The sequence below is a fragment of the Pseudomonas sp. IT-P2 genome (assembly GCF_949767575.1).
GTDB lineage: Bacteria > Pseudomonadota > Gammaproteobacteria > Pseudomonadales > Pseudomonadaceae > Aquipseudomonas > Aquipseudomonas pharyngis.
In genome coordinates this window covers 261,502-280,124 of the sequence record NZ_CATKQA010000044.1, presented here as the reverse complement: position 1 = coordinate 280,124, position 18,623 = coordinate 261,502, and the positions used below count along the sequence as shown (strand labels likewise).

The 18,623-nt window shown below is 62.3% G+C and carries 17 protein-coding genes; 13 read left to right on the top strand and 4 right to left on the bottom strand.

Features of this window, described 5'->3' with window-relative positions; genetic code table 11:
* Positions 1-159: 159 nt before the first annotated feature.
* Positions 160-1,305, top strand: coding sequence for an MFS transporter (locus ACM6JM_RS20670; RefSeq protein ID WP_414882426.1), 1,146 nt, complete (start codon positions 160-162; stop codon positions 1,303-1,305).
* Positions 1,306-1,326: 21 nt separating this feature from the next.
* On the opposite strand, the gene ACM6JM_RS20665 is transcribed toward ACM6JM_RS20670, so the two are convergent.
* A complete protein-coding gene (locus ACM6JM_RS20665) occupies positions 1,327-2,862 on the bottom strand; it encodes a phospholipase D family protein (protein WP_092163873.1) in 1,536 nt (511 codons plus the stop codon).
* Positions 2,863-3,238: 376 nt separating this feature from the next.
* On the opposite strand from ACM6JM_RS20665, the gene ACM6JM_RS20660 reads away from it, so the two are divergent.
* From ACM6JM_RS20660 to ACM6JM_RS20625, 8 genes are all read left to right on the top strand, one after another.
* Positions 3,239-3,901, top strand: coding sequence for a DUF1120 domain-containing protein (locus tag ACM6JM_RS20660; RefSeq protein WP_039765227.1), 663 nt, complete (start codon positions 3,239-3,241; stop codon positions 3,899-3,901).
* 160 nt (positions 3,902-4,061) lie between these two features.
* A complete protein-coding gene (locus ACM6JM_RS20655) occupies positions 4,062-4,769 on the top strand; it encodes a fimbria/pilus chaperone family protein (protein ID WP_414882425.1) in 708 nt (235 codons plus the stop codon).
* The gene (locus tag ACM6JM_RS20650) at positions 4,769-7,192 is read left to right on the top strand and encodes a fimbria/pilus outer membrane usher protein (RefSeq protein ID WP_414882424.1); all 2,424 of its coding nucleotides are present in this window, start codon (positions 4,769-4,771) and stop codon (positions 7,190-7,192) included. Before ACM6JM_RS20655 ends, ACM6JM_RS20650 begins: the two co-directional genes overlap by 1 nt.
* A gap of 13 nt (positions 7,193-7,205) precedes the next feature.
* Positions 7,206-7,748 (top strand): hypothetical protein, encoded by a 543-nt coding sequence (locus ACM6JM_RS20645; RefSeq protein ID WP_039765231.1) that lies wholly within the window; start codon positions 7,206-7,208, stop codon positions 7,746-7,748.
* Between the two features lie 220 nt (positions 7,749-7,968).
* A complete protein-coding gene (locus tag ACM6JM_RS20640) occupies positions 7,969-8,619 on the top strand; it encodes a DUF1120 domain-containing protein (protein WP_039765232.1) in 651 nt (216 codons plus the stop codon).
* Positions 8,620-8,720: 101 nt separating this feature from the next.
* The gene (locus tag ACM6JM_RS20635; RefSeq protein ID WP_414882423.1) at positions 8,721-9,431 is read left to right on the top strand and encodes a fimbria/pilus chaperone family protein; all 711 of its coding nucleotides are present in this window, start codon (positions 8,721-8,723) and stop codon (positions 9,429-9,431) included.
* Complete coding sequence (locus tag ACM6JM_RS20630; protein ID WP_414882422.1) at positions 9,431-11,854, top strand: fimbria/pilus outer membrane usher protein; 2,424 nt, start codon at positions 9,431-9,433, stop codon at positions 11,852-11,854. Before ACM6JM_RS20635 ends, ACM6JM_RS20630 begins: the two co-directional genes overlap by 1 nt.
* Positions 11,855-11,867: 13 nt before the next feature.
* The gene (locus tag ACM6JM_RS20625; protein ID WP_039765235.1) at positions 11,868-12,395 is read left to right on the top strand and encodes a hypothetical protein; all 528 of its coding nucleotides are present in this window, start codon (positions 11,868-11,870) and stop codon (positions 12,393-12,395) included.
* On the opposite strand, the gene ACM6JM_RS20620 is transcribed toward ACM6JM_RS20625, so the two are convergent.
* Positions 12,392-13,813 carry a PLP-dependent aminotransferase family protein gene (locus ACM6JM_RS20620; RefSeq protein WP_039765236.1) on the bottom strand — a complete coding sequence of 474 codons (1,422 nt, stop codon included), beginning with the start codon at positions 13,811-13,813 and terminating at the stop codon, positions 12,392-12,394. The genes ACM6JM_RS20625 and ACM6JM_RS20620 overlap by 4 nt on opposite strands.
* Before the next feature lie 179 nt (positions 13,814-13,992).
* Here ACM6JM_RS20620 and ACM6JM_RS20615 point away from each other — a divergent pair, with 179 nt between their 5' ends.
* Positions 13,993-14,238, top strand: a complete 246-nt coding sequence (locus tag ACM6JM_RS20615; RefSeq protein ID WP_039765237.1) for a DUF1127 domain-containing protein — start codon at positions 13,993-13,995, stop codon at positions 14,236-14,238.
* Positions 14,239-14,354: 116 nt separating this feature from the next.
* Here the strand turns inward: ACM6JM_RS20615 and ACM6JM_RS20610 are convergent, their stop codons facing one another.
* Complete coding sequence (locus ACM6JM_RS20610; protein WP_414882421.1) at positions 14,355-15,665, bottom strand: NAD(P)/FAD-dependent oxidoreductase; 1,311 nt, start codon at positions 15,663-15,665, stop codon at positions 14,355-14,357.
* A gap of 145 nt (positions 15,666-15,810) precedes the next feature.
* On the opposite strand from ACM6JM_RS20610, the gene ACM6JM_RS20605 reads away from it, so the two are divergent.
* Positions 15,811-16,164, top strand: a complete 354-nt coding sequence (locus ACM6JM_RS20605; protein WP_007954485.1) for a YkgJ family cysteine cluster protein — start codon at positions 15,811-15,813, stop codon at positions 16,162-16,164.
* A 114-nt stretch (positions 16,165-16,278) separates the two neighbouring features.
* On the opposite strand, the gene ACM6JM_RS20600 is transcribed toward ACM6JM_RS20605, so the two are convergent.
* On the bottom strand, positions 16,279-16,767 hold the full coding sequence (locus ACM6JM_RS20600; RefSeq protein ID WP_003177284.1) for an Lrp/AsnC ligand binding domain-containing protein: 489 nt from the start codon (positions 16,765-16,767) through the stop codon (positions 16,279-16,281).
* A gap of 154 nt (positions 16,768-16,921) precedes the next feature.
* On the opposite strand from ACM6JM_RS20600, the gene dadA reads away from it, so the two are divergent.
* Both dadA and ACM6JM_RS20590 read left to right on the top strand, forming a co-directional pair.
* Positions 16,922-18,226 (top strand): D-amino acid dehydrogenase, encoded by a 1,305-nt coding sequence (dadA, locus tag ACM6JM_RS20595; protein WP_414882420.1) that lies wholly within the window; start codon positions 16,922-16,924, stop codon positions 18,224-18,226.
* Complete coding sequence (locus tag ACM6JM_RS20590) at positions 18,198-18,551, top strand: RidA family protein (RefSeq protein WP_039765240.1); 354 nt, start codon at positions 18,198-18,200, stop codon at positions 18,549-18,551. The genes dadA and ACM6JM_RS20590 overlap by 29 nt, the downstream gene beginning before the upstream one ends.
* Positions 18,552-18,623 lie beyond the last annotated feature (72 nt).

Here is an 18,623-nt window from a genome sequence, read left to right as displayed (position 1 = left end):
CAGGCTCCCGAATCGAACAGAGATCCCTGTGGGAGCGAGCCTGCTCGCGATAGCGGTGTGACAGTCGACATCAATGTTGAATGTGACACCGCTATCGCGAGCAGGCTCGCTCCCACATTGGTTTTGTGTGAATAAAAATTATCCACAGGAGCGTGGACCATGCGTTGGGCGACGTATTTCGCCGTGTTGGCGTCTGTCTTGAGTGTTGGCCTGGCCCTTGGTGTCAGCATGCCGCTGGTGTCGTTGCGCCTGGAGGGCTGGGGTTACGGCTCGTTCGCCATCGGCGTGATGGCGGCGATGCCGGCCATTGGCGTGTTGCTGGGGGCGAAGGTTTCCAGTCATCTGGCCGCGCGCTTCGGCACGGCTAACCTGATGCGCCTGTGCCTGTGGGCCGGGGCGCTGTCCATCGGCCTGCTGGCGCTGCTGCCGAGTTACCCGATCTGGCTGGTGTTGCGGCTGATGATCGGCGTGGCTCTGACCATCGTCTTCATCCTTGGCGAGAGCTGGATCAATCAGCTGGTGGTCGAGCAGTGGCGTGGACGACTGGTGGCGCTGTACGGCAGTAGTTACGCGTTGAGCCAACTGTCCGGTCCGTTGCTGTTGGGCGCGCTGGGCACTGATCACGATTATGGTTTCTGGGTCGGTGTTGGCCTGTTGATCGTATCGCCGCTTCTGCTGCTGGGCCGCAGCGGTGCGCCGAGCAGCGAGGCCAGCAGCGTGACCTTCGGCGATCTGTGGGGCTTCGCTCGCGAACTGCCGGCCATCGCCTGGGCGGTGTCTTTGTTCGCCGCATTCGAAGCGATGATCCTGACGCTGTTGCCGGTGTATTGCCTGCAACAGGGGTTCACCGCAGAGATTGCGCTGGCGATGGTCAGCACCGTGGTGGTGGGCGATGCGCTGCTGCAATTGCCCATCGGTGCATTGGCCGACTACCTGTCGCGACGGACCCTGTTCACCGGCTGCGCCGTGGTGCTGATGCTGTCGAGCCTGGCGATCCCGATGCTGCTCGACACCCTGCTGATCTGGCCGCTGTGGGTGCTGTTCGGCGCCAGTGCCGGTGGTCTGTTCACGCTTTCGCTGATTCTGATCGGCGAGCGTTACCGCGACGATGCGCTGGTGCGCGCCAATGCGCATGTCGCGCAGCTGTGGGGTGTCGGTTGTCTGATCGGGCCGTTGATGGCGGGCGCGGGCAGCCAGTGGATCAGTGGACATGCGTTGCCGTGGCTGATGGCGGCCGGCGCGTTCGGGCTGGTGATTCTGCTGTCGCGGCAAGGGGCGTTCGGCAAGGTGCCGGAGCCCGCTTGATGAGGCGGCTGGAGCGGGTTGCTACAGCATCCGCTCCAGTCCCACGGTGGTGCTGAACCACGCATTGAAGCGCCGCCACCAGTTGCCGGGCTCCTTGGTCAGCGTGTGCATCTGGCCATTGTCCTCGGTGACCCACACCACTTTTCCGTCCTGCAGTTTCGCTTCGTAGCTCAGTGCTGGCGCCATGCCCTGCAAGGCCAGTTCGCGCACGTGAGCCGCCAGTTCGGGGCTGTCCACCAACACGCCGACTTCGGTGTTCCACAGCACCGAGCGCGGGTCGAAATTGAACGAGCCGATGAACGATTTTTTGCCGTCGAAGATCATCGCCTTGCTGTGCAGGCTCGAATCCGAGCCGCGATAGGACTTGCTGTAAAACAGGTGCGGGCCGCTGCCGTCGTTATCCCCAGGCTGGCGCCGCAGCTCAAACAGCTTCACGCCATGTTCCAGCAACGCCTTGCGATACGGCGCATAACCGCCGTGCACCGCCGGCACATCGGTGGCTTCCAGCGAGTTGGTCAGCAGGCTTACCGACACGCCCGCATCGGCGCGGCCGGTCAGGTAGACCAGCCCCGGTTGTCCCGGCACGAAATAGGCAGAAATCATCACCAGTTCTTTGCTGACACCGGTGAGCTCCGGCGCCAGTTGTGTGGTCAGCAGCAGCTGCGAATCGGGCTCGCCCTTGGCCAGCACCTTGCTCGGCGCATCCCACAACGCCTGATTCCAGGCCCAGATCAGCTCCCGGCGCCAGACGTCCATGCGCGGAGCGGTGCGGTAAGTCATCAACTGCTGATACAGCGCGTGATTCTGTTTGCGGGTCTCTTCCAGGGATTCTTCCAGGCGCGTGCGGGTGTTCTGCAGGTCTTTGGCCGTGGGTTTGCTGGAGAGGAATTCGTCGATCGGCTTGCTCAGGGCACTGTTCCAGTACTGGTCGAAACTGTGCCCGAGCTGTTCGGCGACCGGCCCGACACTGAGCATGTCGATGTCGGTGAAGTTCAGGTTGGGCTCGGCATCGAAGTATTCATCGCCCAGATTGCGCCCGCCGACGATGGCCACACTGTTGTCCGCCAGCCACAACTTGTTGTGCATGCGCCGATGTTGCAGCGACAGGTTGAACAGCCGCCCGGCCGCACGGGTCACGCCGGTGCTGCGCCCCAGGTGCAGCGGATTGAACAGACGGATCTGGATCTGCGGATGCGCCGCCAGTGTGGCGATGATGAGGTCGAGACCGTCGCTGGTGGTGTCGTCCAGCAGGATCCGCACCCGCACGCCACGGTCGGCGGCCTTCAACAATTCTTCCACCAGCATTCGGGTGCTGATGCCGTCATGGACGATGTAGTACTGCAAGTCGAGACTGCTTTGGGCGTTGCGGATCAGCTCGGCGCGGGCGGTAAAGGCTTCAGTGCTGTTGGACAGCAGGCGAAAACCGGACTGGCCCTTGTAGGGCGCCGCCTGGGCCTGGATGGAACGGCCGAATGCCGATCCGTTGGCTGGCAGGGTCTGGCTGGGTTCTCGTGGAACATCCAGTGAGGCGCACCCGGCGAGCAGCAGGACGAACATCAGTGCAAATGGCAGGGAATGTCTTGAGCTCAAGTCGGATCGTTCCGGGTGTGGGCGAGGTCAGGAGTATGGCACGGCGTACGCAGCGTGTTATCCGTTCGACGGTCAGTCAATCCGAGCCCTGGACCAGAGCGGCTTGTAGCTTATGACTGTCGGGCAAGCGAGAGTTCTTAAACGAATTGACGATTTTTCCGGCTCACATCAGCTACGCCTTGCAGCGATTTTTCCCGTGCGAATCGCGCCGTCGCCTTACATCGCTGCCGGGAAACAATTGGAATAATGACAACGCTGATTTTGAGGCAGGAAGTTTCCTGTTTTACAGCAGAAGAAGCGCAGCTGGCTGTCATCTTTCGATTCTTATGGAGTGAGAATTTTCATGCGCAAGACCTTTCGTGCAATTGCTGTCGCAAGCGCTCTGTCACCGGCCTGGGTCATGGCCGACAGCGCGGATCTGACGATCACGGGCACCATTGTTCCGACCTCCTGTACACCGGCCTTCGCCGGCGGCAATACCGTTGATCTGGGAGACATTTCCGCCGGTTCGCTGAACCGGGATCGCCAGACCGAACTGCAGAACCGCAACATCACGCTGAGCGTCAGTTGCTCCGCAGCCGCCCCCATGGCGATCAAAGTGCATGACAATCAGTCTCATACGCAGCGGCCCGGGATTGTCATCGATGGCTACGACTGGGCCATGTACATTTACGGGATCGGTGAAGTGGCCGGGGCGAAGATCGGTGGCTACGGCCTGCGGTTCGGCACACCCACCGTCGACGGTCAGCCGTCGATGGTCATGTACAAGCAGGGCGACATGGCCAACTGGGACTCTCCCGAAACGGCAACGCTGGTCGGGAAAAACGCCGAAGGCGGCAACCTTCGGTACTCGTGGGGTGCTTCGCTGGCGGCAGGTCCGACGCCGGGCATTGTCCACACGTTCCCCATGACCCTGGTTCCCGTCATCGGCCCGTCGTCGAGCCTGCCGATCACCTCCGAGTTCGCACTCAACGGGTCGGCTACGTTCGAGTTGCTTTACCTCTGAGGGAATGCGGGTGGTTGTGCCGGGTTTGAGGCGCAACAGGGTTTTGCAGTGACTGCCGACAGGCTCGGCCTTTGTGTGGCCTGTCATTTCCTATCAACCTGATCGGCTGGCTCGTGGCCTGGCGGTGCTGCCGGCTGCGCGCTTGTCTGTGGACAACGACATGAACGGCTTCATGCGCAGCGCCATCATGAGTGTGCTGTTGGTGGTTTTATCGGAGCCCGGCCAGCTCCGGGCGGCGGGGATGGTTCCCGAAACGCCGGTATTGGTGCTCGACGAAGGACTGGGCGAGGCGGGGATCAATGTGTTCAACAGCGAGCCCCATCCGGCGCTGTTGCACACCTCTGTCGAGGACGTGCCGCAAGACACCGAACCCTTGCTTCTTCTGACGCCGCCGGTCGCCCGGGTCGAGCCCGGGGCCACACAGCGCGTGCGATTCATTTTGCGCAGCGCCGCACCGCTGAAGACCGAGCGTCTCAAGCGGGTGGTGTTCGAAGGCATCGCGCCGCAGGATGCGACGGGCAAGGCGCAGGTCAACCTGAGCGTGCGCCAGAACATCCCGGCGATCCTGCGTCCGGCGAAATTGCCGATCGACCGTGAGCCCTGGAAGCATTTGGTCTGGCTACGACAAGGCTCCGAGATAAAGGTCCGCAATCCAAGCCCGTATGTGGTGCGGCTGGGTCATTCGGTGATGTTGTTGCCTGGTGGCAAAGAGATGGATCTGGGGCGTACCTATGTGTTGCCTGGCGAGCAGCTGACCCTGAGCGGGACGGCTGAATCGAGCCGTTCACAGCTCCAGGTGCGACTGTTTCCAGTCACTACGTACGGTTTCGCCATTGCGCATTTCGACGCTCCGTTGGTGGCGGATTGATGCAGCGACATTGTCTGGCCGGCGCGGCGCTGATGATCATTCTGAGTGCCGCTCCGATCGCCAGAAGCACCGAGCGTGTATCCGTGCAGTTCAATCAGGATGTCCTGAAATCCCGCGGGTTGGACCCGCGTCTGGCCGAGTACTTCAGCCAGGCGCCGCGCTTTCGCGAGGGCGAGCAGGCGGTAACCCTGTCGGTCAACGGCGTTCCCAAGGGGCGGGTGCAGGTCGTATTCGATGCCGAAGGCGAATTGTGTTTCACGCCGTCACTGCTGGAAAGGGGCGGCATCAGAGCCACCACTCGAATCGAGTCGGCGGGTGGACCGGGATGTGTGCCGTTCGGTCAGTACGTTCCTGACGCGGTAGTGCAAACCGATCCCTCGCAGGGGCATGTCGCACTGCTGGTGCCCACCGATGCGCTGATGCCAGATCGCCCGGTTCGCCGCAGTTTCCTCAACGGGGGCGCGGCAGGCCTGTTCAACTACGACGCCTTGCTGCTTGGCAGTCGGTTCGCCGGCCAGTCCTCGCAGTTCCGCAATCTGAATACCGAGCTTGGGCTGAATGCTGCGGATTGGTCGTTTCGCAGTCGTCAGGTGTACAGCGATTTCGCCGGTCAGGATCGCCTCGAGCACCTGTATGCCTATGCCTCGCACACCTCGGAGCGCTATCGGGTCAACCTGCAATTGGGTCAGTTGAACATGGCTTCCCCGTTGTTTTCCGGCGAGGCCTTCAACGGCTTTCAGGTGCAGCCGGAACTGGCCCTGATGGCGCTGGACGATGACAGCTCCGGTGCGCGGGTAGAAGGGATTGCCTATTCCGTCGCCCGAATCGAAGTTACGCAGAACGGTGCGCTGATCTACACCACGGTGGTGCCCGGCGGCCCGTTCACCCTGGTCGGTTTGCCGTTGCTCAGTCAGAGCGTGGATCTGGAAGTGACGGTGCATGAAGAGGACGGGCAGCAGCGGCGCTTCATTGTGCCGGCGACGCAGTTGCGAGGCGCAATGACGGGGCGGGCGGCCGGTTATGGGCTGGCGGTCGGCCAAGTGCGACGCTATGCCGATGATGATCGTGATGCGCCGTCCTTCGCGGCTGCCAGCAAGGACTGGCGGCTGGGCCAGCGTGGGCAGGTCACGGCCGGCGCCATGCTCGGTACAGGTTATGAGTCGGTGGGCTGGGCGATGCAGGGCAGCGTCGGCAATCGACTGGTACTGGGGGGCCGGCAGTTGGTTTCCCGGGCGCAGGATCAGGCTGCATCCGGCACTCAGTTGCAATGGACGGCCAGCGGTCCTCTGAGTGAAAGGCTGTCGGCGAGTGTTGCGCTGACCCGGCAGACTCAGGGGTTTCGCACACTCTCGGATACCACCTGGGACTCGCACAATGATCAGCCGTTTCAGCGAATGCGCAATCAACTGACGGCGAATCTCAGCACCAGCAGCCCGCTGTTCGGTGGTTTTTCCGCCAGCTATTCGCGGTTCTCCCTGTTTGACGGGACGGCCACTTCAAGAGTCGCCCTGGCCTGGTCGCAGAGCATTCGGCGAGCCAGTGTGACATTTACGGTTGAGCGCGATGTCGCGGGGGATTCGAACGATGCTCGCGGTACGGCAGCCTATCTGAGTGTCAGTCTGCCGTTAGGTGTCCGGCAGACGTTGCGCAGCTATGTGCGCAACGACGACGCGGGCGGCACTCGCAGCGGCCTGCGATTCAATGAACAACTGAGCGACACCCTGGCTTACAGCATCGGCGCCGAGCGACCGGATGAAGGTGGCGCCGGATTCAACGGGCGGGTCAATCTGTTGCCCCGCTACAGTCAGATGGACATGGGCTATTCGCGCAGCGGAGCCGGTAACCAGAACTATGACATCGGTCTGCGCGGCGGTGCGTTACTGCATGGTGAAGGCGTGACCCTGTCGCCTTATCCGCTGCGCGAAACCTTCGCCTTGCTCAAGGCCGGCGACAGTGCGGGAGTCAAGCTCAACACCCCGCGCGGCCCGGTCTGGACCGATTATGCCGGGCACGCCGTGGCGGCGAGTCTGCCGGCGTACAGCAAGGGACGGGTCGAACTCGACACGGCCAGCCTGGGGCGCAATGTCGATGTGCACAACGCTTACCAGGAAGTCGAAGCCGGGCGTGGTGCGGTAGCGCACCTTGCATTCGAGATGGTCACTGCGCGGCGCCTGCTGTTACAGGCGCGCACCGCCGACAACGTGCTTCTGAGCAAGGGTGGAGCGGTTTTCGACGCGCAGGGACAGTACATCACTAACGTGCTGGAAGCCGGCACGATCTTTTTGCCCGATGTCCTGCCCGACACGATTTTGCATGTGGTGCTGCCCGATGGCAGTCGCTGCCGGTTGATCTACAGCATCGACGAACAACCCGACACGCAGTCGCTGTACGAAACGGCACAAGCCACCTGCCAAGCGGTTTAAGGAGTCAGTCACCATGCAGCATTTGAAAACCGGCATGATCGGTCTGGCATTGCTCAGTACCGCATTTATTGCCGATCAGGCACAGGCGCAGTCGGACTGTGCAGTCAGGCTGGGGCAGCCTTCCGTCGATTTTGGAGCGATGACGCGCGGTCAGTTGCTGCAACAGCCCATAGAGAATGACCAGTTGAGTTTCGGGCGCCGCCGGGTGCAGATCACCGTTCAGTGTGAGCGGACAGGACCGTTGCGACTCGACCTGGTCGCGCCAGCAGCGGACGCCGTCGACTATCGTTTTAGCGCCGGGGTGTTGAGGGTTCAAGTGGTGGCTGTCCGGGTGGATGGCAAGGCTGTGCAGTGGCTTGGTTTTGAACCGGGTGCGGCATCCGGTGCGGCTGTCTGGCCCGCCGGGCAAAGCCTGATTCCCGCGCGGGCGGGCGTTGCACTGGAAGGTCAGCGCATGGACGTCGAAGTGGAACTTGAAGGACGGGTAGGGTCAGCGCAGACCCGGGTTGCCGATCTGACCCGGTTCGGGATCGATCTGCGCTTTCAGGCGTACTGAATCTCGGACCCCGGAGACAGGGCGGTTCAAAGCATCCGACCACGGCAGCGTAGGATCCCGCCACCAAGCTCAAATTACCTATTAAACCAGTCGTGATTTCGCTGTTTAAGCGCTCCCGTTTCCTACAGATTTATCTCTCATAAGCCGCAATCATCAGCCCGCTTACTTACATACCAGGTTTGTAGGGAGTGGACAGTCATTTAATGGAAGATTACGGCTTATGAAAAAGACATCCCGTCTTGCGGTACTGGCTGCAGCGTTGCTGCCAGCATGGGCAATGGCAGAAAGCGTTGACCTGAATGTCATCGGTACCATTATTCCGACCTCCTGCATTCCGGCCTTTGCCGGTGGCGGCACGGTGGATCTGCGCAAGATTTCGGCGGCGACGTTGAATCCGACCACTCAGACCCTGTTGGCCGGTCGCGATGTGTCCCTGCACATCAATTGCGATGCACCGGCCCCCGTGGAAGTGTCGGTGCGTGACAACCGGGCCGGCACCAAATTGCCCGGCATCAGTGATGGTGCCGGTCAGAGTGATCCGGCACTGTTTTTCGGGCTGGGCGAAATCAACGGTACGCCTATTGGTGGTTTCGCCTTGCGCCATGGCATTCCGGAGACCGACGGCAATGCCCAGACGCTGCTGACCCGGACGCTGGCGGCCCCGGCATGGCGTGTGCCGACCAGCACACTGGTCAGCAATGCGCCGCAACTGTACTCGTGGGGCGACAATGCCGCGGCCGGTCCGGTTGCGGCTCGTCATCACGGTTTCCCGATGCACCTGCTGCCGATCATCGGCCCAAGCAACGCCCTGCCGATTGCCAACGAAATCCCGCTGGACGGCTCCGTGACGTTCGACATGTTCTACCTCTGATGACAGCGTCCCGGTGTCTCTCAGGCACCGGGACCGGCTGGCACACGCGAGCGCGGTCCGGCATTTGCCGGGCCGCATCCAGCATTCCACGGATTATCCCGATGCTCATTTCTTTCAAGTCTGCTCTCAAGACTGCAGCGCTGTGCCTGTTCGCATGGCTTTCAGTGCCGCTGGCCCACGCCGCCGGAATGGTTCCGCAGACGCCGGTGCTGTTGGTGGAGGAAGGTATGGGTGAAGCGGTAATGAATGTGCGCAATACCGATACGCGCCCCGCATTGCTGCACACCACCGTCGAGAATATCGAGGACAGCGACGATGTACTGCTGGTCTTTACCCCGCCCATCGCTCGTGTCGAACCGGACGGCATTCAGCAAGTGCGATTCATTCTGCAAAGTCAGCAACCGTTGAAGACTGAACGCCTGAAGCGGTTGATCTTCGAGGGGATCCAGCCGGCCAGTGACGCCGCCGGAGCGCGGGTCACTCTCGGTGTCCGTCAGAACCTGCCGGTGATTCTGCGCCCTGCCGGATTGCCGGTGGAGCGCGAGCCCTGGAAACGGCTGACCTGGTCAATAGATGCCGCTGGTGTGCAGGTCGTCAATCCGAGCCCCTATGTGGTTCGGCTGGCGAAAACCATTGTTCCTCTGCCGGGCACCCGCTCGGTTAACCTGCCGAAGACCTACATCTTGCCCGGCGAGCGACTGCACGTTGATTTCCCCTTGCACGCCTCGGCTCAGACGATGGCAGTGAGGATTTTTCCGGCCACCACCTACGGCTTTGCGGTCGACCATTACGACGCGCCGGTAACCCGCTGATGAAGGTCTGCGTTCGTTGGGGCGTGTTGCTGCTGGCGGTCAACGGCACCGTGCAGGCGGCCGAGTCACTGGAGTTCGACGCTCAAGTGTTGAGGGAACGCGGCATCGACCCTGCGCTAGCGGCGTACTTTCGGGAGGCGCCGCGCTTCGCCCAAGGCGAGCATTCCGTGGCGCTTGAGGTCAACGGACAGGCCAGAGGCCGTGTGCGGGTGTCATTCAACGAGCGCGGAGAATTGTGCCTGCAACCCCAATGGCTGAACGCTGCCGGAGTACACCCTCCACCCTCAATGGCCAAGTTGCGACCGCAGCAGTGCACGACGTTGGTGGAGGGATTTCCCGAAGCGGTCGCGCATCTGGATCCGGGACGCGAACGGATTGACCTGCTGGTACCGACCGACCGTCTGATGCTGCCGGAACGTGCGCCCAACAACTTCGCTCATGGCGGAATGGCCGGCGTTTTCAACTACGACGCGTTGATGGTCGGCAGTCAGCATGAAGGCCAACACGACAGGTTTCAAAGCTTGGGCTCAGAGGTCGGCGTGAACGCCGGGGATTGGGTATTGCGCAGTCGGCAGTCTTACACGTCGACCTCCGGCAACTCGCGGTTCGAGCACCTGTATACCTACGGTGCGCGAACCCTGGAAGACGCCGAAGTCAGCCTGCAGGTCGGGCAATTGAATCTCGCGTCGACCTTGTTTGCCGGTGAACCATTCAACGGTGTGCAGATCCTGCCGGAAGCGGCATTCACCCAGTTGCGAACGGCGCAGGACGGCGCGCGGGGGCAGGTGGAAGGTGTCGCGTATTCGCAAGCACGCATCGAAGTCCGGCAGAACGGCGTGATGATCTACACCACCATGGTGCCGAGTGGGCCGTTCACGCTGCGAGCGCTGCCGCTGCTGAGCAACCGGATTGATCTGGACGTGACCGTCCACGAACAGGATGGGCAGGCGCGGCGCTTGCGCGTGCCGGCGGCCAGTCTCCACGAAGCACAATGGGCCGGGCCGAGCGGGTTCAACTTCGCGCTGGGCACGGTGCGACGGCTGGGCTCGGACGACCGACAGACGCCTTCTTTCACGGCGTTCAGCAAGGATTGGGATTGGGGGCAGGCCACCCGTCTGACCGCCGGTGTGCTCGCGGCAACCGACTACCTGTCGACAGGCTGGGGCCTGCAACGACAATGGGCCGGCGGCTACGCACTGGGCGTGAAGCAGGTGCTGTCCGATGAGCGCTCCAGTGGCGCGGGAGGCAGCCAGACGCAGCTGACGCTTAGTGCGCCGCTGTCCGAGCACCTGTCGACGAGTCTGGTTGCGGTGCGCCAGAGTCGGAATTTTCGCACGCTGTCAGACACCGGCTGGAATCAGGCGCTTCACCGGGCTGAGTCTCCCGGTCGCGATCACCTGGTGTTTTCTCTCACCGGTTCGGTGGATCAATGGGGTGCATTCGGGGGGACCTGGTCGCGATATTCGACCCAGGGTGAACCGTCGCAGTCGCGTCTTGGCCTGTCCTGGTCGCGTACATTGCCTGAGCGCATCAGCCTGTCGTTGAACCTGGAACGTGCTATCGGCGATACGGCGCCCGATCGCCTGGGCAATTCCGCTTACCTGACACTGGGAATGGCGCTGGGTGGCCAGCGAAGACTGCGCGGCTATTTGCGCCGTGATGATCGATCCGGCCTGCGTCGGGGCGTGGCCGTCAGCGAAGTGCTGGGGGAAAACCTGGCCTACAGCGCCAACGCGGAGTACCGCGATGAGACTGCGGCCAGTTACGGCGTGCGCTTCAATACGCTGCCGCGCTACACCAGCCTGGACGTTGGTGTCGGCCAGCGATCCGGCGCGACCGATTACGACGTGGGGCTGCGCGGTGGTGTGGTGCTGCATCGCGAGGGCGTAACCTTGTCGCCTTATCCCCTGCGCGACACCTTCGGCGTACTCAAGGCCGGTGATCGATCGGGCGTGAAACTGAACACGCCTCAAGGGCCGGTCTGGACCGATGGCTCGGGCCACGCAGTCGCGGCGAGCCTGCCGGCCTGGTCGACGGCACGGTTGGAAGTCGACCCGCTCAGCCTGTCGCGCAACGTTGAAGTGCTCGACGGGGTGAAGGAAGTGCAGCCCGCCCGTGGTTCGGTGCAGCATCTGGACTTTTCCCTCGTCACCGTCCGGCGATTGTTGCTCAACGCCATGACCGTCGACCGGCAATGGCTGACCAAGGGGTTGAGTGTTCACGATGAGCAGGGCCGCTACCTGACAACGGTCCAGGATGCCGGAACGATTTTTCTGCCCGACGCAAAAGCGGGTCAGCGCCTGCATGTGCAGCTCCCTGACAACACGCGGTGCGTGTTGCGTTTCCCGCTTCCCGAATCCCCTGAAGACAGCGCGCTCATCGAGCGGGTCGATGCCACCTGCGCGCCGGCCGAGCTGTCCTGAACGAGTGCATCTGATGAAATTTCTGCCGGTTTGGATCGTGTTGCCGTGTCTGGTATTTCAACAGGCGTTCAGCGCCGAGACGTGTCAGTCGAGTCTGTCGCCCGCGAGCGTGAACCTGGGTAGCGCAACGCGCGCCGACCTGCTGCAACGCACGGCGCTTGATGGCCGGGGCCCGGGCTTTGGTCTGCGCAGCGTGCACTTGCGGGTGCACTGTCCCGACGTGCGCTTGATGCGCTGGGCATTTGTCGCGCCCCCCGCCGATCCGCAACGTTTCCGTTGGGCGGCGGGCACGTTGCAACTGCGTATCGTGGCTGCTCGTGTCGACGGTGCGGCGGTGCACTGGCGCCTGGACAGCGGCCAACCGGTCGAAGGTGATTTCCTGCGACCGGGCATCCACGTTGTTCCATGGCGGGCGGACGCCGGTATCCAGGGCAGTCTGCTGGAAGTGGAGCTGGAGCTGGATGCGCGGGTCGATGACGCCTCAAGCCGCCCCGTCGATCCGGTGCGGTTTGAAGGTCAGGGCGCCTTTATGGTGGATTAATCGGCCTCGGCCAACAGCTTGATCGCCGCCGCGCCAACCTTGCGCACCGCTTCTTCGATCAGTGCTGTGGGTTTGGCCGCGTAGTTCATGCGCAGGCAATTGCGGTATTTGCCCGAGGCGGAAAAGATGCTGCCGACGGCAATCTGTACGCCCTGATCGTGCAGCGCACGATTCAGTTTCAGCGTATCGAAACCTTCCGGCAGTTCGACCCAGAGCATGAAGCTGCCCTGCGGGCGGCTGGCGCGGGTGCCGGCCGGGAAGTAGCGCGTCACCCAATCGATCATCACGTCGCGATTGCGCTGGTATTGCGTGCGCATCCGCCGCAAATGCGGTTCGAAGTGCCCGGCCTTGAGAAATTCGGCGATGGCGATCTGCGGTTGCGGTGCCGTGGAGCCAGTGCTGATGTATTTCATGTGCAGCACCCGCTCGAGATAGCGGCCGGGCGCGACCCAGCCAATGCGCAGCCCCGGCGCCAGGGTCTTGGAGAACGAACTGCACAGCAGCACGCGGCCGTCTTCGTCGAAGGATTTGATCGTGCGCGGACGTGGGTAGGTGTAGGCCAGTTCGCCATACACATCGTCTTCGATGATCGCCACGTCGAAGCGCTGGGCCAGGTTGAGCAGGGCGCGTTTGCGCGACTCCGGCATGATGTAGCCAAGCGGGTTGTTGCAGTTGGGCGTGAGCTGGATGACCTTGATCGGCCATTGCTCCAGCGCCAGTTCCAGCGCTTCGAGGCTGATACCGGTGAGCGGGTCGGTGGGGATTTCCAGGGCTTTCATGCCCAGCCCCTTGAGGGTCTGCATCGCGCCGTGAAAGCTCGGCGAGTCCACCGCGACGATGTCGCCGGGCTCGCAGATCGCGTGAATGCTGGTGGACAGCGCTTCGTGGCAACCGGTGGTGACCACCAGATCGCTGGCGCTCAACTGGCAGCCGGAATCGAGCATCAGCCGGGCAATCTGTTCACGCAATTCGAGAGTGCCGTGGATGTTGTCGTAATACAGACCGGGCATGTCCTGACGGCGGCTGATACGGGCCAGTCCGCGCAGCAGCGGTTTCATGGTCGGTGACGAGATGTCCGGCATGCCGCGACCGAGCTGCACAACGTCCTTGCGCGGTACCGCGCGAATCAGTTCCAGCACCTGATCCCACTGGGAAATTTCCACCGGTCGTTGCGCCGGGCGCCCGACCGCCGGCAGTTCCGGCAACTCGCGACCGACCGGCACGAAGTACCCGGACTTGGGTTTCGGCGTGGCCAGGCCGCTGTCTTCCAGCATCCGATAGGCCTGCTGCACCGTGCTCAGGCTGACCCCGTGTTCGACGCTCAAGGCGCGCACCGACGGCAGGCGATCACCAGGACGGTAGAAGCCTTGTTCGATGCGGGTGCCGAGCAGTTCGGCGAGATTCACATAGAGCGTCATGGCACTGCCTCGATGCAGATGATTCGTTAAACCAGTACAGATGCGGCGTAAATCGACAATTCAGTCGCAGAGACAGCAAATCTGTATGGAAATAATACAGATGTGTTGAATCTGTAATGCTTTTGCTCGCCCGCGCATCATGGAATCTCTGGCTACCCAAGTAAACAGGAGCAACGAAAATGAACGGCTTGAGCGATGTGCGGCTGACGTTACACAGTCAGGAACTGGAGGCAGGGCAACAGGACAATGCGCGCAACGAGAGCATGTGCAACGCACCGTCCGGCCTGAGTCGCTGGGACCTGTTCTGGCATCGTCTGCACACGCGCAAGGCGTTGTTGCGCCTGACACCGGAACAGCTCAAGGACATCGGGCTGACCCGCGAGCAGGCGCTGGAGGAAGGGTTGAAGCCGTTCTGGCGGATCTGAGATCTGTATCAGGATCGTTCCCACGCTCTGCGTGGGAACGCCGCCCCGGACGCTCCGCGTCCGCTGTGACGCAGAGCGTCACTGGATGCATTCCCACGCAGAGCGTGGGAACGATCTCAGACCAACTCTTTGAGCCGATGCCACAACATCCCCAACGCCAACAGCGGCGAACGCAGATGCTTGCCGCCGGGGAATGTGATGTGTGGCACTTTGGCGAACAGTTCGAAGCCACCGCTGTGCTGGCCGCTGATAGCCTCGGCCAGCAGCTTGCCCGCCAGGTGCGTGGCATTCACGCCGTGGCCGGAATAGGCCTGGGCGTAATACACGTTCGGCTGCTCCGCGAGCCGGCCAATCTGCGGCAGACGGTTGGCGCCGATACCGATCATCCCGCCCCACTGATAATCGATCTTTACCGAGGCCAGTTGCGGAAACACTTCCAGCATTTTGGGCCGCATGTACGCGCCGATGTCTTTTGGGTCACGCCCCGAGTAATGGCAGGCGCCGCCGAACAGCAGGCGACGATCTGCCGAGAGCCGGTAGTAATCCAGCGCCACCCGCTGGTCGCAGACCGCCATGTTCTGTGGCAGCAGGGCGTGGGCCTGTTCTTCGCTCAGCGGTTCGGTGGCGATGATGTAGCTGCCGGCCGGCAGCACCTTGCCGCTGAGTTGCGGATTCAGATTGTTGAGATAGGCGTTGCAGCCCAGCACCAGGGTCTTCGCCCGCACCGAACCTTGCGCTGTATGCACCCGGACTTCCGGGCCATAGTCGATGCGAGTGACCGCCGATTGCTCGAACAGCTTCACCCCCAGTTGCTGCGCTGCTGCGGCTTCGCCGAGTGCCAGGTTCAGCGGGTGCAAATGACCAGATCCCATATCGATCAAGCCGCCGACGTAGCGGTTAGAGCCAACCACTGTGTGCATTTCGTTCGCTTGCAGCAGACGGGTTTCGTAGCGGTAACCGAGGCTGCGCAGCTCTTCGGCGTCTTCGGCAAAACCTTCCAGGTCGGAGGGTTTGTTGGCAAGGTCGCAGTAACCCCAGGTCAGGTCGCAGGGGATCTGAAATTTTTCGACGCGCTGGCGGACGATTTCCACCGCTTCCAGGCCCATGAGTTTCATCTGACGTACGCCGTCGGCGCCGATCACGTTGGCGAATTGATCGAGGCCGTGACCGACCCCGCGAATCAACTGCCCGCCGTTGCGGCCGCTGGCGCCCCAGCCGATCCGGTGCGCTTCCAGCAACACCACGCTCAAGCCCCGTTCAGCCAGTTCCAGCGCGGTGTTCAGCCCGGAGAAACCGCCGCCGACTACGCACACGTCGGCGATCAGTTCACCTTGCAGCACCGGATGGTCGGGTTGCGGCAGGCTGCTGGCGGCGTAATAAGAGGCAACGTGGGGTTGGCTCGCGGTGGCTTGGGCGCGGGCATTCATGGGCGTCATCCTGAGCGGGTGTCGAGAAAATTTGACGGAGCATAAGCCGCAGGCCCGAGGCCGGGCAACATTGGTCGCCCCGTGGTGTCTGGATCATGGCTTTTGCGGCACAATTGCCGCCTATTTCGCTCCGGTTACCTCTGCAATGAGCTGCAACAGTCAGAAAATCCGCACCCTGCGTCAGCAGATTCCCACGTTCGAATGCGTGCCGGGCTGTCATGACTGTTGCGGGCCCGTGACCACCTCGCCTGAGGAAATGTCCCGCCTGCCGCGCAAGACCCGCGCCGAACAAGACGCGGCCATGGAAGAGCTCAACTGTGTGCATTTGGGGCCGAATGGCTGCACGGTGTATGACGAGCGGCCGCTGATCTGCCGTTTGTTCGGCACCACCCAGACCTTGCCGTGCCCCAACGGCCGGCGACCGGTGGAACTGATTCACCCACGGGTCGAGAAGCAGGTGTTCGAGTACATGGCTGAAAACCGGCAAGTGCTGGTCTGACTCTGATCGTTCCCACGCTCTGCGTGGGAACGCAGCCCGGGACGCTCCGCGTCCCTTCCAAAGCCGAACGCGGAGCGTGGGAACGATCCAGTGGGCAGGTACTGGTCTGAGCGATCAGTCCGGAATCGGCAGGCTCAGGCTCTCTTTCACTTCTTCCATCACGATGTAGCTCTTGGATTCGCGCACATGCGGCAGCTTGAGCAGGATGTCGCCCAGCAGCTTGCGGTACGAGGCCATCTCGGAAATCCGCGCCTTCACCAGATAGTCGAAATCCCCTGATACCAGGTGGCACTCCAGCACGTGGGGCAATTTCAGCACCGCACGTCGGAACTCTTCGAAAGTATCGCCGGATTTGTAGTCGAGGCTGATCTCGACGAACACCAGCAGACTACCCTTCAAGTGCTGCGGATTCAGGCGGGCGTTGTAGCCCATGATGATCCCCTCGCGCTCCAGGCGCCGTACCCGCTCGGTACACGGCGTGGTGGAGAGCCCGACCTTTTCGCCCAGTTCGGTGAATGAAATCCGCCCGTCCGCCTGCAGGATCCGCAAGATGTTGCGGTCGATCTTGTCCAGCTCACGTTTGGTCTGAGTGTTGGTACGCATAGGGGATGCGCCTCCGTGAAAAGGGTTTTTGCCGAGAATTGTCGCCAAATATAGGCGCTTATACAGTGAAAAGCACTGGCAAATCTTTTTTACACTGCGCGCATCATTGCTCTAACAACAGACGTACGCGGCACGCCGCGATGAGGGATACAAAATGCGCGTTATGGTCTTGGGTAGCGGCGTCATCGGTACCGCCAGTGCTTACTATCTGGCCCGTGCCGGGTTTGAAGTGGTGGTGGTCGACCGGCAGCCCGCCGCGGCCATGGAGACCAGTTTCGCCAACGCCGGCCAGGTCTCGCCAGGCTACGCCTCGCCGTGGGCTGCGCCGGGCGTACCCCTCAAAGCCATCAAGTGGCTGCTGCAACGCCACGCGCCGCTGGCGATCAAGGCCACCGCCGACATCGACCAGTACCTGTGGATGGCGCAGATGCTGCGCAACTGCACCGCCAACCGTTACGCGGTGAACAAGGAGCGCATGGTGCGTCTGTCCGAGTACAGCCGCGACTGCCTCGACGAACTGCGCGCCGAAACCGGCATCGCCTATGAAGGCCGCAGCCTCGGCACCACCCAGTTGTTCCGCACCCAGGCACAACTGGATAACGCCGCCAAGGACATCGCCGTACTGAAAGAATCCGGCGTGCCGTTCGAAGTCCTCGACCGCGCCGGCATTGCCCGCGTCGAACCGGCGCTGGCGGGTGTCACCGACATCCTCGCCGGTGCCCTGCGCCTGCCGAACGACCAGACTGGCGACTGCCAGATCTTCACCACCCGCCTCGCCGAAATGGCCACCCAACTGGGCGTGGAATTCCGTTTCGGCCAGGACCTCCAGCGCCTCGACTTCGCCGGTGACCGCATCAACGGCGTGTGGGTCGACGGCAAGCTGGAAACCGCCGACCGCTACGTACTCGCCCTCGGCAGCTACTCGCCGCAACTGCTCAAGCCGCTGGGCATCAAGGCCCCGGTGTATCCGTTGAAGGGCTACTCGCTGACTGTGCCGATCACCAACCCGACCATGGCCCCGACGTCGACCATTCTCGACGAGACCTACAAGGTCGCGATCACCCGTTTCGACAACCGCATCCGCGTCGGCGGCATGGCGGAGATCGCCGGTTTTGACCTGTCGCTGAACCCGCGTCGGCGCGAAACCCTGGAGATGATCGTCAACGACCTTTATCCTCAGGGCGGCAATCTGGCCGAAGCGAGTTTCTGGACCGGCCTGCGTCCAACCACCCCGGATGGCACGCCGATCGTCGGCGCCACCCCGTTCAAGAACCTGTTCCTGAACACCGGTCACGGCACCCTCGGCTGGACCATGGCGTGCGGCTCCGGTCGCTTGCTGGCTGACCTGATGGCGAAGAAAAAGCCACAGATCAGCGCCGAAGGCCTCGATATTTCCCGTTATGGCAACACCACCCAGGAGTCCGCAAAGCATGGCAATCCAGCGCCAGCTCACCAATGAGCGCATGAGTCAGATCGTCAGCCACAACGGTACGGTGTATCTGTCCGGGCAGGTCGGCGATGACTTCAACGCCGGTGTCGAACAGCAGACCCGCGACGTCCTCGCCAACATCGAGCGACTGCTCGATCTGGCCGGCACCGACAAACAGCACCTGCTGTCGGCGACGATCTACCTGAACGACATCGAGGCGCACTTTGCCGGCATGAATTCGGTGTGGGATCAATGGCTGCCCAAAGGCGCCGCCCCGGCCCGTGCCACGGTTGAAGCGAAGATGGCCAAGCCGAGCATCCTGGTCGAGATCTCCATCGTCGCCGCGCTGCCGTAACCCGTTGTAAAGATCCCTCTCCCGGTGCTGTTGGCGGTTCACGCCGTCAGCCAGCGCCGGTTTTTATTCCCA